This window comes from Erythrobacter sp. GH1-10, from assembly GCF_045363165.1.
Classification (GTDB): domain Bacteria; phylum Pseudomonadota; class Alphaproteobacteria; order Sphingomonadales; family Sphingomonadaceae; genus Erythrobacter.
The window spans coordinates 2,133,952-2,149,181 of record NZ_JBJFLP010000001.1 but is presented as its reverse complement, the minus strand read 5'-3'; the positions used below and the strand labels follow the sequence as shown (position 1 = coordinate 2,149,181).

The 15,230-nt window shown below is 57.3% G+C and carries 10 protein-coding genes and 1 tRNA gene; 6 read left to right on the top strand and 5 right to left on the bottom strand.

The window, feature by feature from the left end; translation table 11 throughout:
- Positions 1-370 precede the first annotated feature (370 nt).
- The 6 genes from ACI5KX_RS10665 to ACI5KX_RS10640 all read left to right on the top strand — a co-directional run bounded on the left by ACI5KX_RS10665 (position 371) and on the right by ACI5KX_RS10640 (position 5,468).
- On the top strand, positions 371-607 hold the full coding sequence (locus ACI5KX_RS10665) for an acyl carrier protein (RefSeq protein WP_406810641.1): 237 nt from the start codon (positions 371-373) through the stop codon (positions 605-607).
- 139 nt (positions 608-746) lie between these two features.
- Positions 747-2,006, top strand: a complete 1,260-nt coding sequence (fabF, locus tag ACI5KX_RS10660) for a beta-ketoacyl-ACP synthase II (RefSeq protein WP_406810640.1) — start codon at positions 747-749, stop codon at positions 2,004-2,006.
- Between the two features lie 4 nt (positions 2,007-2,010).
- A complete protein-coding gene (gene mltG, locus ACI5KX_RS10655) occupies positions 2,011-2,976 on the top strand; it encodes an endolytic transglycosylase MltG (RefSeq protein WP_406810639.1) in 966 nt (321 codons plus the stop codon).
- Between the two features lie 8 nt (positions 2,977-2,984).
- Positions 2,985-3,503 carry a 2'-5' RNA ligase family protein gene (locus ACI5KX_RS10650; RefSeq protein WP_406810638.1) on the top strand — a complete coding sequence of 173 codons (519 nt, stop codon included), beginning with the start codon at positions 2,985-2,987 and terminating at the stop codon, positions 3,501-3,503.
- An 88-nt stretch (positions 3,504-3,591) separates the two neighbouring features.
- Positions 3,592-3,668: transfer RNA gene (locus ACI5KX_RS10645), tRNA-Met, on the top strand.
- 1,164 nt (positions 3,669-4,832) lie between these two features.
- A complete protein-coding gene (locus tag ACI5KX_RS10640; RefSeq protein ID WP_406810637.1) occupies positions 4,833-5,468 on the top strand; it encodes a response regulator transcription factor in 636 nt (211 codons plus the stop codon).
- Here the strand turns inward: ACI5KX_RS10640 and ACI5KX_RS10635 are convergent.
- The 5 genes from ACI5KX_RS10635 to ACI5KX_RS10615 form a co-directional block, all read right to left on the bottom strand.
- The gene (locus ACI5KX_RS10635) at positions 5,434-5,841 is read right to left on the bottom strand and encodes a hypothetical protein (protein ID WP_406810636.1); all 408 of its coding nucleotides are present in this window, start codon (positions 5,839-5,841) and stop codon (positions 5,434-5,436) included. The genes ACI5KX_RS10640 and ACI5KX_RS10635 overlap by 35 nt on opposite strands.
- A gap of 315 nt (positions 5,842-6,156) precedes the next feature.
- A complete protein-coding gene (locus tag ACI5KX_RS10630; RefSeq protein WP_406810635.1) occupies positions 6,157-8,280 on the bottom strand; it encodes a proprotein convertase P-domain-containing protein in 2,124 nt (707 codons plus the stop codon).
- The gene (locus ACI5KX_RS10625; RefSeq protein WP_406810634.1) at positions 8,277-13,466 is read right to left on the bottom strand and encodes a hypothetical protein; all 5,190 of its coding nucleotides are present in this window, start codon (positions 13,464-13,466) and stop codon (positions 8,277-8,279) included. Before ACI5KX_RS10625 ends, ACI5KX_RS10630 begins: the two co-directional genes overlap by 4 nt.
- Before the next feature lie 45 nt (positions 13,467-13,511).
- A complete protein-coding gene (locus ACI5KX_RS10620; protein WP_406810633.1) occupies positions 13,512-14,633 on the bottom strand; it encodes a hypothetical protein in 1,122 nt (373 codons plus the stop codon).
- Between the two features lie 71 nt (positions 14,634-14,704).
- Entirely contained in the window at positions 14,705-15,163 is a 459-nt protein-coding gene (locus ACI5KX_RS10615) for a hypothetical protein (RefSeq protein WP_406810632.1), read from the bottom strand.
- Positions 15,164-15,230 lie beyond the last annotated feature (67 nt).

Sequence of the window (15,230 nt, the reverse complement as noted above, 5' to 3'; positions counted from 1 at the left end):
ATAACTTAAATGGTCGAGGAGGGTAAATCGTTCCGACCCTTCGCTGAACCGGACGTCAGCTGCGATGGATCGTGATCGACACGAAGCGAGCCGCTGCATCGCAGCAATAGCTCTACCCGATTGGCAAATGCATCAGGCAGGTCGGCCCGCGCGCAGGGCTGCTTGCTCTTCTCCCACTTGTGATATTCGGCACATGACATACATAGGCGTTCGCGCACGCGGCCGGTCAACCGCAACGGGGAACTGCGGTGTGCGCGTTGGAGGTTCATCCGGGTGGGGAACTGGAGCAAATGTGATCGGCACTTGCGCTCCAACAAACCGCCCTTTAGGGCACTTTCGAGTTTCAAACCCCAATTCAAGAGGGACACACATGAGTGATACTGCCGACCGCGTGCAGAAAATTGTCGTCGAGCACCTCGGCGTCGAGGCCGACAAGGTGACTCAGGAAGCAAGTTTCATTGATGATCTGGGCGCAGACAGCCTCGATATCGTCGAGCTTGTGATGGCATTCGAAGAAGAATTCGGCGTGGAAATCCCCGATGATGCTGCCGAGAAGATCAGCACGGTCGGCGATGCCACCAAGTTCATCGAAGAACACAAAGGTTAATCGACCAGGGGCTAATCGCCCTCAGCATGTCCGCTTGGCGGATATCTGACCGACAGGCCCGAGCCCTCATGCAGGGTCCCGGGCCTGTAGTGTATTGGGATCATGGATGCTTGCGCCCATCTGGGCCGTGGAGAATGGAATGCGCCGCGTTGTTGTAACAGGACTTGGCCTCGTCACCCCGCTGGGCGGCGATGTTGAAACCACCTGGCGGAATATCCTCGCAGGCGAGAGCGGGGCGGGGCCGATCACCCGGTTCGATACCGAAGGGCAGAAATGCACCATCGCCTGCGAAGTGAAGGGCAAGGATCACCCTTGGGGCTTCGATCCCGACAAACGCGTCGATCCCAAGATCCAGCGCCAGGTCGATCCGTTCATCGTCTATGGTATCGATGCCGCTGGTCAGGCGCTCGAGCATGCCGGTCTGACCGAGATGACACAGGCCGAGAAGGAGAGCACCGGCTGCTCGATCGGTGCCGGGATCGGCGGCCTTCCGGGTATCGAGTACGAAAGCGTCAATCTCCACGAGCGCGGCCCGGGCCGGGTTTCCCCGCATTTCGTCCACGGACGCCTGATCAACCTCGTCACCGGGCAGGTGCAGATCAAATACGGCTTCATGGGCCCTAACCATGCGGTGGTAACCGCGTGCTCGACAGGAGCACACTCGATCGGCGATGCCGCACGCATGATCGCGATGGACGATGCCGACGTGATGCTCGCGGGCGGTTCCGAGAGCACGATCAATCCGCTCGGGATTGCAGGCTTTGCGCAGGCCCGCGCGCTCAACACCAGCTACAACGACCGCCCGACCGAGGCGAGCCGCCCTTATGACAAGGACCGCGAGGGCTTTGTCATGGGCGAGGGCGCCGGCGTTGTGGTGCTGGAGGAATACGAGCGTGCCAAGGCGCGCGGCGCGACCATCTATGCCGAAGTGACCGGATACGGCCTCTCGGGCGATGCCTACCACGTCACTGCGCCCCATCCGGAAGGCAAGGGCGCGCAGCTGGCGATGGAAATGGCGCTGCGCAAGTCGGGCCTTGGCCCGGGCGACATCGACTACGTCAACGCCCACGGCACCAGCACGATGGCGGATACGATCGAACTCGCAGCTGTGAAGCGCGTGCTTGGCGAAGGACTTTCGGGCGCGTCGATGAGTTCGACCAAGAGTGCGATCGGCCACCTGCTGGGCGGAGCGGGCGCGGTCGAGGCGGTGTTCTGCATCCTCGCCATGCGCGATCAGATCGTCCCGCCGACACTCAACCTGCACACTCCCGACGAAGGCACCGAAGGCATCGATCTCGTGCCATTGAAGGCGAAAGAACGCGAAGTGCGTGCCGTGCTCAACAACAGCTTCGGCTTCGGCGGCACCAACGCATCGTTGATCATGCAGAAGGTCGACTGATCCGGTGAAACGCCTCGGCCTGATCCTCGCCGGCCTGTTGGCGCTGGCGGTGGCTGGTTTCCTGTTCGCGCAGTCCTACCTCGGCCAAGCGACGATCGAGGAGGAGACGGCGTTCATCATCCCGGCAGGATCCTCGCTCAGCGCGGTGGCAGAGAAGCTCGAAGACGAAGGTCTGATTTCTTCCGCTGACGGCTTCCTGATGCGCGCGCGGCTGTTCGGCTCGTCGGATCCGATCCAGGCGGGCGAGTTCGCGCTTGAACCGGGAATGGATCAGGGCGACATCCTCGCCGCCTTCCAGAGCGGTGATGTGATCCGCCGTTTCGTCACCATCCCGGAGGGCATGCCATCGGTGCTCGTCTACGAGAAACTGATGGCAGAAGAACTGCTTACGGGCGAAATCGAGATTCCACTCGAAGGGTCCGTCCTGCCAGACACTTACGCATTCGAGCGCGGGCAGGATCGCGGCGAAATCATCGAGCAGATGCAGACCGCGATGGACCAGTACCTCGCGGAGGCCTGGGCCAAGCGCGCACCGGACGTCGCGGTCGATACGATGCGCGATGCGCTGATCCTCGCTTCGATCGTCGAAAAGGAGACCGGCAAGCCCTCCGAACGGCGCGCGATTGCCGGGCTCTATTCGAACCGCTTGCGGATCGGGATGAAGCTTCAGGCCGATCCGACCATCATCTACCCGATCACCAAGGGCAAGCCGCTCGGCCGCCGCATCCGCCGCTCCGAGATCGCGATGGAGAACGGCTACAACACCTATTCGAAGTTCGGCCTGCCCGATGGTCCGATCACCAATCCGGGCCGCGAGAGTATCGCCGCGGTGCTTAATCCCGAAAAGCACAATTACCTGTTCATGGTCGCCGACGGCACCGGTGGGCATGAGTTCAACGTCACCGACGCAGAACACGCGGCCGCCGTCGAACGCTGGTATGCCCTCCGCCGGGAACGGGGCGAAATGTAGAGCCGCGCGTGGCGAACCCCTTCATCCTGACCGCAAAACTGCCTCCCGAGATACAGAGCTGGGCCGAGGCACTGCGCCGCGAACATTTCCCGCCCGAGCGGAATCACCTTCACGCTCATGTCACGATGTTCCATTCCTTCGCTCCGTCACTGCTTGAGGAGTTGAAGGACTTCGTGCCGCAGGTGGTTCGCCAGTATGCGCCGCCACAGGCCGAAATCACGGGCCTGATGGATTTGGGCAAAGGCACCGCGATCCGGCTGGAGTCCCCGCAATTGCTCGCGATTCGCGGCTTCATTGCTGAGCATTTTCACGGCGCACTCACCGATCAGGACCTTCACGAACCGCGTCCGCATATCACGATCCAGAACAAGGTCACGAAAGAGGAGGCAAGGTCGCTTCAGGCTGAACTGGGCCCGCAGATCGAGCGCCGCCGATTTGCGTTTCCGGCTCTCGAACTCCATCTCTATCAAGGGGGGCCGTGGGAATTCCTGAAGCGATTTACTTTTCGTGGGAAAGAGAGGCCCTGAAACCATTCAAAGGATGGTTGACCACACGCCAAGCGCGCCCTAAATGCGCCGCTCGCTTGAGGCGTTTGGCCTCGCGAATCCCGATTGGGGCGGAGTAGCTCAGGTGGTTAGAGCAGCGGAATCATAATCCGCGTGTCGGGGGTTCAAGTCCCTCCTCCGCTACCAACAAGTTCCTTGAAAAATATTTCCTCGTAGGGGTTGAGCCTTGCTATGACGGGACGTTAGTTCTCCCATTCCTGAGATTCTGGCGTGACGAACGTTGTTCCACTGTCACAATCGAATAGTTGTTCCTGGAATAATCGTGCCATTGGCAGGATCATCCGGCCTGGGAACTAATCGAGCCAGGGGTGCGCCGCGGGAATCGTGCCGAAAGCCGCCCCTCTCTTTTTCCAAGAAATGCTTGAAACATTCTGTAACATAGTTCCTCCGACACATTGTGTCAGTGACTACGGTTTGCAGTCACTTTTCTTCTCGGAAACAGGATTCAGTTGATCGGCGCAACACTTGACGGCCTTAACCACTTATCCGGTTAGCATAGGCTGGCGCAAGCGCGCTTTTTTGGTGGGGGCGTGTCCTCTATAGACTCACGTCTAAATTTGATGCACCTGGGCACCTTGCTCGCAACTTGCGACCTTGAAATGGTAATCCCTATCGCTAGCGCGTAGATTGCGTATAATATGCGACATCCCAGCGGTCGCTGTGAAATAAGAAATTTTATGAAAGGTGGGAGGAAATAGTCTTTTATCCATGCTACTTCCAAACCACACCTTTAGATATCAAAGACAGCTTCTTTTTTCGCCGAAAGCAGCACCTTTGCTTCCGGTGATCCTGCTGGCAAGTTTTTGACTGATTAATTGTGGTCAGTTTTGATCACACTTGAATTATCGCGCGAGTGTCATTTCTGAAACCACAAAGAATTTATCCACTATTCAATATAGGTTGCAAATTAGATCGTTGAAATTGGCATAATCCGAAGTATAGTGTGGGAGATGTACCGCCAAAGTTCAGCAATCGGATTGCAAAAAGGATAGAATTTTTCCCAACTGGTTATGCGAGATCGCAAAGTCCCGTGTCAGACAGTATTTTTGCTTGCGATTGACCAAAAAGATCTGCTGGGCGATGACATCCTAAATTATTGCCTGCTTGGAGTCTAAGATTGAATTTCTCCACATACAATTTCGATGGCTACTGATCGCGTGAATTCAGAGACGTAATCTCTATCTATTGAAATTATACGACGGGAAATGAAATATTTTGTAATTAATGATAGCAATTTTGGCGTAGACAAGGTTATTTGATATAAATAGAAATGTCTTTCTATATTCATCAATGGGGATTTCTGTGAATATAAATCTAATGGAATGCTGTGGTGCAATACGGAATCTAATAGTCGAATCTGGAAAAAGCGCCGGAGTTGTTATTAATAATTTCTTATTTATGGATGACGCCATGGAGGAGTCCAGGGCTGAGGACCCTTTATTGATAGGCGACAATAAATTAGTTTCATTCGAGAGCGTAGGTGTAAATCTAGATCGAGTTGGTTATACTGGGGCAATTGTTGCGTACTCTGTCTCAAAGGGGTGTCATGTTGAACGTGCGGTTCAGGCCATTCAGAGCGGATTTCAAGACTACATTGTTGCCATTGATTCTCCCGACAAGGTTGTTCGAAGAGCCATGGTCTCAATTGAAAAAGCGAGACAGATCGTCGAGCTTAGACGTCGCGCAGTATGCGCACGTAATCAGCTTAACGAATTGACCAAGCGAGAAAGTGAGGTTCTCTCGGCAATCACAAAAGGTAATTCCAACAAGCAAATCGCCAGGGCGCTTCAGATAAGTCCGCGAACGGTAGAGATACATCGGTCCAATATGATGAAAAAGATCGGAGCAAGAAATGTGGGTGAGGCGGTAAGGATCGCGATGCTTGGGGAGTTTATGAGATCGCCTCTCTTGGGCAGGCGCGGCTAGTTTGGCCTAAACTGGGAGCCAGCGATCCTAGGATTTCTAGGGCTAGTTCTTGAATCCCGAATGTCGTCTCTGGCTCCGTTTCAGGTGGAGAAATCGTTGTGATCGCATGGCTATCTGGTGAACTGCTCATAATGAGGCCGATCTCTACTGAATTAATAAAGTAAAGCATTGCACGCCCATGACCATTATGTGATGATATCTCTAAATTCAGGTTTATGATATTAATCGTATTTCGAATGAAGTTGAACCTGTAACTTGGGAAATCATCAAATAATTCAGCAAGCGTAATCGGGAAACGAGACCTGTCTTCAGGTTGATATGATTCGATGGCATCATTCAAATAGCTTGATCTGATGTCTTGATAGCTTTGCATTTATCGTTTCCGACAAATGCTATTATTCTAATCAAGGCATGGTGCCAGTCTAAGCGCAAACACTGAGATATGATTTTGATAGCGCTAGGTGGCGATCTGCTTCGGTTCGATACTCGAGAAGTCACCAAATTTCGCTGCGGCATTGCCAAGGCTGCAATATTAGAATTTGCGAAACTCAGGGCTCCAAGCCAACGGGAATGACGCGTCTAAGTTTGGTCCTGCCACCGGTCGATGTTTCTTTAACCACGAGTGCCACCCTTATGGTGCCTCGATTGTCTGATGCAAATCCATTTCGCTCCTACGGCATAATCGGCTTCACTCTATCATATATTGTATCGTGATTGTGAATGTACCGCCCGCAGCGAAGGCTCCAGTCGGGCGAACTCTGAAATCGGTGATCTGAGTGTCGCATCCGCTTCCGTCCGAGACTGGCGTGTAATTGTAGTTGGCGCCGTCGTCGTCTGAAAACTCGAGGCCATCAGTTAGAGAGCCAGGGCTGGCAAACGTGTAGGTCAAGCCAGAACTGCCCCCAGAATCATTGAAGATGATCGGTCCGCCAGCTCGCCCGATCAGGCACATTTTGGCATCAGCTGGTCCGTCATCCCAAACGATTACGCTGTTGGCGTCGACAGCGTCTGGTCCCGAGTTGGAAACAGTAATCAAATATTCGACCAGGGCACCGGGAATGGGTTTCGGATTGCTTGAGCCGTTGGTCGGATCCGATATGACGGAGCTCACCTTCGCGACCGAAAGCGTAGCGGATGGGTTGCATACCGCAATGTCGTGAATGCTTACGCCCTGTTGCCCTGGATTGGTCGGTGCGGTGGAATGGTTGCCGTATCGGATGGTCACACTGTTCACCGCTTGGGTAAAGGTAACCACGACATTTCCGAGACCCTGATCGGAATCTGAGGCACCGTTACCGATTGCGACATTGCCTGATACCGAGTTAACGTTTCCGTTGGTAAGTGTCGGAGTGACCGCGGCACCATTATTGCTTCCAGTCACTTGAACTCGGTCAGCAAATTGGTTGGAGCCGAAGTCGACATCGAAAATGCTGAATTGCAACCCTGTAAAGGAGCGTGGTAGTGTTATTGTGATTGTAACTAAACCAGACTGATTGGACTGATCCGAAACGACCAAGAGACTGTTTTGCGGTACCGAGAGGCCGCCAGTGTAGTAGTTGTTCACAAGTGGGGGCTGGCCACCCCAAACGGGATTGTTAACGTAGCTGCCATTGTTGCCAAGCTGAAATCGGATGTTGCCGAAGGCTGAGAAAGCATAGCTGTTGTCGACGCTACCCGCAGTCCATCCCGGGATTGTGTCCCAGTCAAAAACCGAACGCCCTGCCGGGCAGGAAAGGACCGGGGGTATGCCGGTCGATCGTCCGCTTTGCACGACGAAGCTGGAGCTTGCATAGTCGTCCTCGCCGGTCACGCCATTGTTGACGGTTGAATCAATATCGACGACGCTGCTCGCTGTTATCTCTGCGATATTATTGATCGTGGTTCCTGCCGCGCTCGAGATAGTCCCGGTCAACGTCAGAGTCTTTAAGACACCGGGCGCAAGCGATCCAACTGACCAATTGCGTGTTGCCGCATCAAAGCTGCCGGAACCCGACGCCGAGACAAGACTAAATCCGCCGGGGAATGTGTCGCGAACCACAATACCATCCGCTGTCTGTGTCGATGACGAGGAATTTCTTACGGTGAGTTCCCACGTCGCAGTGCCTCCTTGAATTGGCGGCGAACCAACCAGAACCTTACTCAGTGACAGATCGGCAAAGTTTGAGGGTTGAGAAGTCAGGTAAAGATCAGCTCGACGAAAGGTGCCATTGTCTTGAGCGGGGAACAGGTCACATATCTCAAGCCGCCAAGTTCCTGCTGAACTCTGACCGTTGAACGCCGAAAGCGCGCTTCGAGGGCGAAAAGTGTTCTGGTAGGGGGGGGAGAATGTTGAGGGATTTGCGTGGTTTCCAGTAGCGCTGTCTGTATTGACGATCTGTGATGCGCTATCGTCAAGTAACACGTTGAAATTGTCACCGCTGACACTCGATGTGTCACCGTTTGTAAGCTGCACGCGAGTACCTGCCGGGGATTGCAACGTGAATTGCAGGTCTCCACGCCAAGTATGGGCGACAAGGATTCCGATATTCACATCAGCGACAGTGAAGTTGCTGGCAACTGTGAAGTTGCGAACCAGCGGAGAGCTACAGATGGTCGTTCCGTTTACCGTACCCGACGTGGTGTTCGAGAAACTGCTCGTAGTTTGAGAATGCGCAGGCTGTGCAAAGGCCATGCACAGGACGACGACTAGCAATCGCCCAATCGCGCTTCCCAACCAACGACAGCGTTGATGAATCAGGGCTTCCCGCATGACGTAGGAGTATCGCGTTATGGTTAACGGAAAGTTTGCTGAAAACGATGTGATACCGCTCAAGGGACATTCCTCCCCAGACCGAGGAAGCCGAACGTATCGGCGTCGAACTTCATGCGGATGGCCGCAAAAACGCCTTCATTTGTGTTGCGGGCTGCGGAAAAGTCACCGTCCCTGAACCCTTTGACGTTGTAGCCGAGAGTCAGCAGGACATTGTCGGCAGGCACAATCCCGATGCGCGGGCCGTAGGAGAAGCTCGTGACTTCATCGTCGAGGTTCGTCTTGACTGTACCGCTGGCACCGATCTCGAAGTGATCGGTTATTCCGATCCGCGCGTCTGCCCCGACGAGCAGGGTGGTCCCCGAAAACTCGGTGCCTTCGATCCGGTCGAAATTATAGCGACCGCCCACGAACAGCGTGTATTCGTCGCGCCGGGTTTCGTTTCTGAGGTCGAAGCTGTCGGTGTCGCTGCCGCGCGGTGACCAGTTGGTCGACCAGCTGGCAACCAGACGGCGCGATGTCGCATCTCCGTCCACCGTCAGCACGGTCCGGCCGGCACCACCGACCTGGCCTGCAACAGCACCGCTCACCCGGTCGCTACGATATTCGAGTTTTCCGAGCATCGCGACTTCCGACGCGGCGGGACGGTGCGCGAAGGCAATGCTGGCATCGAGAATTTCTGTCGTCGCACCGCCATTGTTCTCGGCCCGAGTCCAAGTTGCGCCGGTACCGACGACGCTTCCTTCGCCAAGCTGCCGGATCGCTCCGAATGTGACCCCGGTGCGGTCTGCCTCTTCGCCGTCGCGGTATTCGCCCCGCGCGGTGATGCTCCACCGATCCTTGCGCCAGGCCGCGCCGAGCGTGAAAGCGGTGAAATCCTCGAACCGGTTCGTACCGGTCAGCTGACCACCCGTCGCCACCGGCTGCGCGGGATTGACGACGTTGTCGAGATCGATCGTCCCTCCGACCGTGCGGTTGCCGTCAAGCGTCGCGTCGAACGTAAGTTCGTTGGTGACCTGCACCGTCTGCGAGATGCCGAAGGCCGCAAAAGTGCGGTTGCCGAACTCGCTCACATTCTCCTGACCGAGCGTGGTGATGATCCGGCTGCCGTGCCACGGCGTAACCTCTACTCCGGTGCGGAGCTGGCGCGCATCGATCTGGTCACCGTCTGCGATCTCGTACGTCCCTACTAGACGCACGTTTTTTGCAACCGCGTAGCGCACACCGAGGCGATGGCGGGCCGGCAGGTCGACGCTTTCGGCCTTGTCGAGCGCAATCGCACTGGAAGCACTCAATTCGAGCGCATTGTCGAGCAGCCGTTGCGTAACGCCGGCCTCGAACAACGTGGATGCATTCGTGCTTCCGTCCGAAAGACGATCATTGAAATGCGAAATGCCGATCCGGAGATCGGTGTTCTTCCGGGTCAGGCCGAGCTGGGTCTGCACTGCGCGACGGCGGGTGTCGTCTGTCAGGCTGCTGTCCTGCCAAGCACTCGCGAGCACACTGAAGTTCTCGCCGAGAAGGACACGCCCATCGACGCCGAACTTGCGACGTCCGAGTTCCGCTCCGTTCTGCTGACCTACCCTGAAATCGGCATCGACTTCGCTTGCATAGGCGAGGAGATCGAGTGAGCCCGTCTGATGCTGAGCTTCGATGAGCCAACCATACACGTTTTCGCCTTCCCGGCGGCTGGCGGCAAGCTCTGCGCGCAACTCGGTCGATTCATCGATCTGCGCCCTCAGGTCCACTGCCCCGATATCGGTCCGGGCACCTTCGCCCTTATCGGATATAGCGCTGAGGCCGATACGAATCGCACCATCTTCACTCGTCCAGTCCACGCGCACTCCTGCATTCATTTCAGCGGGTCCAGTTCCATCTATTTCATATTCAATTACAATAAATTGTGGGTTAAAGTTGATATCTCTACTAAGAATGGGTTCGGCAAAGCTGATCGTGCCCGAAAAGAGGTCGATATCGTAGTCAACGAACCTTGTAAGCGTCTGACTAGAAATAATTATCTCTGAACGGAAGCGGTCACGAACCTCGATTGTCACCCGCTCGCTGTTCGGCAGGATTGAGCGAGTGCCAAGCTGGTAAGGGCCGCTGATGCCCTGCCCCTGGATCTCGTCGCGCTGCAAGCGGCTCGAAATCTCGGCGGCAAAAGCTTGCGCTTTCACCTGCCCGATTCGGGCTTCACCCTTCACACCTGTCGCGGTCCGGTTGTAGCGTGCGAGGCGGGTCTGGTCGAAGGCCGTTTCGAAATCGCCGTAGAGAGCATAGAATGTCGAAGTTTCGATCCGGACGTACAGCTTCTCGCGGCTTGCGGCATCGAACCGGCGCAGGGACCCATCGCCGAATACGGTATAGTAAGCCTGCGGATCGATGGTCCCCAACACGCGCTGGTCTTCGCGCTGCTTGGCACTGTCATAGGCAAACGTGAGAAGATACTTCCCTAGCAGCCGGCCTTTCGCATACAGCGCGATGCGCGCATCGTCACCGAGATCGCTGTCAAAACGGCCGGTCCGCTCCATGTTATCGGCAACCGAGCGGGCGCCAACGGTGCCTTCGACTAGGCCGACAACAGTCCATTCGACATCGCCGGGCTCGATCCAGGCTTCGAGCTGTTGTCGCCGTGAGATTTCGCCATCGTCGAAAGTGAAGTCGAGCCGGAGCGAACCGCTCACCATGGTGGGAGCGAGTTCGATAAGTGCCATACCTTCGGTTCCCTGCACGACCCAGCGGGCCGAGCTCGGGCTCATGCCCGTCAGCTGATTGAGCTGTTGCCGATCGAGCTGCTCAGCACTTTCGTAGGGAGCATTCAGCTGGAAGTTGCCCGAAACGCCCTCGCGAAGCGGACGATTGCTGCGGTCGAGCACCCGGATTGCGACGACTGGACGGGTCCGTCCATCGGCCACTAGGTTCGAAAGCTCCGGCACCAATTCCACATTGGTGGGCATGGTGGTGAAGAACACTTCACGGGTGAAGGTCTTGGTCGGTTCGCCAAACGAATTGACGACCTGGGCCGTCAGGACGGTGCGCTCGTTCGGAAGGATGACACCGCGCCAGGTACTGACCGCATATTTGCCACGCTCAGGATTAAGCGTGCCGTCGAATGCCAGCGGATTGACCGGCTCGCCATCGACAAGCAGCTTGATTGTTTGGCCACGACGGTGACGTACAGCCACTCGGATCGCGGGGGCGCGAGGGTTTGCGTCCTCACTCGGAGTGAGAAATCCATCTTCGCCGTCGCCGAGTTCGAGCCAGTTGGTGTTCGGAAGCAACTCCCGGGCCGGTTCAGGCGTTTCGAAACCGACCGGTTGAACAGATTTATCAAGAGAATCCGTATTCTGAGCGCGGGTTGTGATAATTGACGTTACTTCATTTGCGCGCGCTGTCTCACCCTCGGGCTGGGTTTCGGCGAATTCGGCCACGCTTTCGAGCGCGCCGTCCGGCACGATGGCGTGGAAGTCCGCGACGACAAGGCTGCCGCCCTGGCCGATCACGAAGCGCGAACTCGTGCTGCCAGCATTGCGGGTCGAACGGTGGCAATCGACCAGTTCAGCACCCTCTGGCAGCGTCATCTTCGAGACCTGTACGACATGCGTACCGGGTACGACCCCTTCGAAGTGGTATCGGCCATCCGCATCCGTGATCGCGTAACTTCCGTCTTCGAGCACCACGCGAACGCCGAGTATGCCACGACGCGGGCTTTCACGCGAATCCAGCGTGGTGCACGGCCCCGCCGTGATCCGTCCGATGATCGTCATGCGATCAGCGATCGCCTCGCGTGTCACGTCCACCGCAACGCTCGCGCGCACCGTGCGGCCCACCGAGTCGGTTATAATCGCGTCGTTGATCGCCCGTCCGGGCGCGGCATCGGGGCGCACTGTCATGGCGTAGGTCACACGCTTCGAGCCGCCTGCAGCGATATCTCCGAGCGCGATGCCGATCAATCCGCCGTCAGGCACAATGGTAACGGAAGCCGGGGCCGCCTGCCCATCGATCCGAATAGAATCCGGACGCAGGCGCAGGGCATCGGGCGGGATATCGTTAAGCACGACGCTGCGTTTCGCGCGCGCCGGATCTGGGTTGCGTGCCGTGATGCTGTAGAAGATCACATCGCCGGGAGCCGCACGTTGGCGCGATGCCGTCTTGACCAGTCCGAGATATTCGCTCGGGCGATCGAGCGGAATATCGACCTGGACTGGAACAGGGCTGTCCAGCGTGAAGGCCGCACGATAAGATGCCTCGCGAATGACGAAGGATCTGCCGTCCGGGCGCGAGAGCCGCGCAATATCCTCGGGCGACACCACAGACGGTGCCGAATAGGGATCGGGAGGCTCGATAATCAGCCGGTATCGTCCGAGCGAAGTCAGCGGGAACCAAAATTCGCCCGCCCCCATCTGAACGATGTTTCCGGCGCCGTCGGTAACGGGCTGGCCTGAAATTACTGAAGAAGGCCAGGAGGTTACACCATCCTCGGCGACGACAGTCGCGGGCAAGCCAGTGACGTCGTCGACCAGCGTGATGCGCGCTCCGTTGACCGGTTGACCGGTTTCGCTGTCGAACACGACGCCGAACGGATCTGCGAGCACCTCGACATCGGTGCTGACGATCACGGTGCTGTCCCCGGGCAGCGATGCAGCGATTTCGATCATGTTCCCGTCAGCAATGCTCAGACGGCAATCGCCCTGGGTCGGATCCGGCGGCATGCGCACGGTTCCGATCTGTCCGATGAATACGCCGGTGTTCGGCCCGGATTCGAAGATGACAAGCGACTCGCGATCACCGCTTGCCGTAGTGATTGAAATATCGAGAGAATCTATCGCGTCGGGATCGACGTTTGCTTGCCGCGCACTAACCTCGAAGACAAGTGTTTGCCCTGCGTAGAGAATGCCCGTCTGCTCGGCGATGACGCTGATGGGAGGATTGGACTGCGCAGTGGTTGCGCTGCCTCCTGTGTTTCCGGCCGAAACCGACGCATTGCAGGTCGGAGCCGAAAAATCGAAGCGGAAGCCCCCGCCCGGAGCAGGGCGATAGGCAGTGATTTCCGGTGGCGGCAGCGTGACGTCGAAGGTGACGGTGTTCGAAGCCGTTTGCGCGTCGTTCCCGCCGAATTGCCACCGCGCTTCGGCGGTATTGGTAATTGTCCGGATCGTGTTGGACGTTCCTGAAGGCGCATTTTGCGCACTAACCCACTCTCCGGGCACGACAAATGGCAGCAGCACCGCAAGCAGTGCTGCTGCCAAAAGCCCGAATGAGGGGGCTACACGCAAAGCCTATTCCCGCTGATCTTAGTCGATCGTGACGCGGAAGTAGAGCGAGCGCGTGGCGCCAGCTGCGATATCGCTCAGATCGCCAACGACCTGATCTTCACCGCCCGAGCCGCTACCTGCGCTGAACGACGCATCGCCGCTGACCACGCCGTCGGTCCCGTCGGTAGCGCAGGTGGCAACCGGTTCGGGGCCCGACGTATCGACCGTGGCGGTGCCATCGACGAAAATGCCGAAGCTCGCGAGATAGGTCACGTCGAACGGCAGATCGTCGACCACGTTCACGCCGGTTGCGGCTGCACCGCCCGAAGCGTTGGAAACGGCGATACAATACTGGATCGTCGCACCCGGGATTGCCTTCGGATTGGTCGTGCCGTTCACCGGATCGCTGACGATGGTGCTCGATTTTACAACCGAAACCAGCGCGCCCGAGACGGACAGCGTGCCGACATCCGAGTATGCCCCGTCATTGTCGGCTTCTTCACCGGTGCCACCATTGCCATCGGCAAAGACGGTATCGACGCCAGAGGTGTTGGCCCCTGCCGTCGCAGTGATCTCGGCACCGAGCGAGCCCGAAGAGCCGCCTTCATGCGCGTTTGCGACGAGCACGACATCGAAAGTGTCGCCATTGACGGCGCCAAGCGTGATGTCGGTCACCACGAGCACCGAAATCGTTTCGGTGCCGGTGCCATCGTCGGCTGCGACTTCGTCGAGGAAGGTGATCGGGCCTGCCGCCAGTTCACCCGCATCGAGTACGCCGTTTCCATTGGAATCGAGATAAATCTCGAAATTCTGGATATTTGTGCCCGTTCCCGAAGTCAGCACGGTCGACAGGCTAAGATCGACGACTGCGTTCGAAAGGTTGGTCACTTCGAACGCCAGGACAGTGTTCTGCTGTCCCGGAGTCACCGAAACCGGCGTCGCGCCGGTTAAGTTGACGTTGACGTCGATCTTGCGGTCGACGGTGAAGGTGTCGCTATCGGTAACGTCCGTTTGGTCGACGCCGTTGACCTGATAACTCACCGTCACATTGTTGGTGATCAAATCTCCAGCCGTGGTCCCTTCGGCCATCGCTGGAGCGCTGGAAACGGCAATGAGCGCAAACGCGCTTGCCGCCCCCAGCAACTGGGTTGTTTGTTTCATTAGAGTGGTCCTTTGCGTGTGCCCTGCGCCCCTCAAGCCGCCCGCAGGACTTGGCGGCTACCGTCCGCTTCTCAGCGGATGATTGCTGGATATTCCAGCCGTCCGCTTTCGCCCGGCGCGATCGATGCGAGCGTCCAGCGGACATGCGTCACATCGGCGTGGGTCGCGGGCCGGACAGAACCGTCTTCGGCGGTGACCGTGCGACTGGAGAGCATTCCCCAGTTTGTCGCGCCATCGATCGACACCACGAGATCCGCATCGGCATCGGGCGCGAGGCGCACCGCCGCGGGCAGCGGATTGGTGACGACGAAGTTGGTGACCGGCTGGTCGCCATTGTTGGCGTAATCGGTGCCGAAGATCAGGCGATCGCCCGGAACGATAAGGTCGGGCTTGACCCGTTCGATCCGTTCGACTCCCTCTTCGTCGACCACAGTCTTGACTGCGAGAACGTCTCCGGAAAGCTGGACGCCACCTCCCGCTGTAGGTGCCTCGGCGAGCGCATCGTCTTGCGCTGAAACAGCAGCGGTCATCACGCAGAGAACACAAGTCGTTGCGACCAATTTTATTAACGTATTCATTTGGTTAGTCCTCAACTCA

Bases quoted from the DNA above. Each gene is read 5' to 3' on its own strand.
- ACI5KX_RS10665 (WP_406810641.1), top strand. From the start codon at position 371: ATGAGTGATACTGCCGACCGCGTGCAGAAAATTGTCGTCGAGCACCTC.
- fabF (WP_406810640.1), top strand. From the start codon at position 747: ATGCGCCGCGTTGTTGTAACAGGACTTGGCCTCGTCACCCCGCTGGGC.
- ACI5KX_RS10640 (WP_406810637.1), top strand. From the start codon at position 4,833: ATGGGGATTTCTGTGAATATAAATCTAATGGAATGCTGTGGTGCAATA.
- ACI5KX_RS10635 (WP_406810636.1), bottom strand. From the start codon at position 5,841: ATGCAAAGCTATCAAGACATCAGATCAAGCTATTTGAATGATGCCATC.
- ACI5KX_RS10620 (WP_406810633.1), bottom strand. From the start codon at position 14,633: ATGAAACAAACAACCCAGTTGCTGGGGGCGGCAAGCGCGTTTGCGCTC.
- ACI5KX_RS10615 (WP_406810632.1), bottom strand. From the start codon at position 15,163: ATGACCGCTGCTGTTTCAGCGCAAGACGATGCGCTCGCCGAGGCACCT.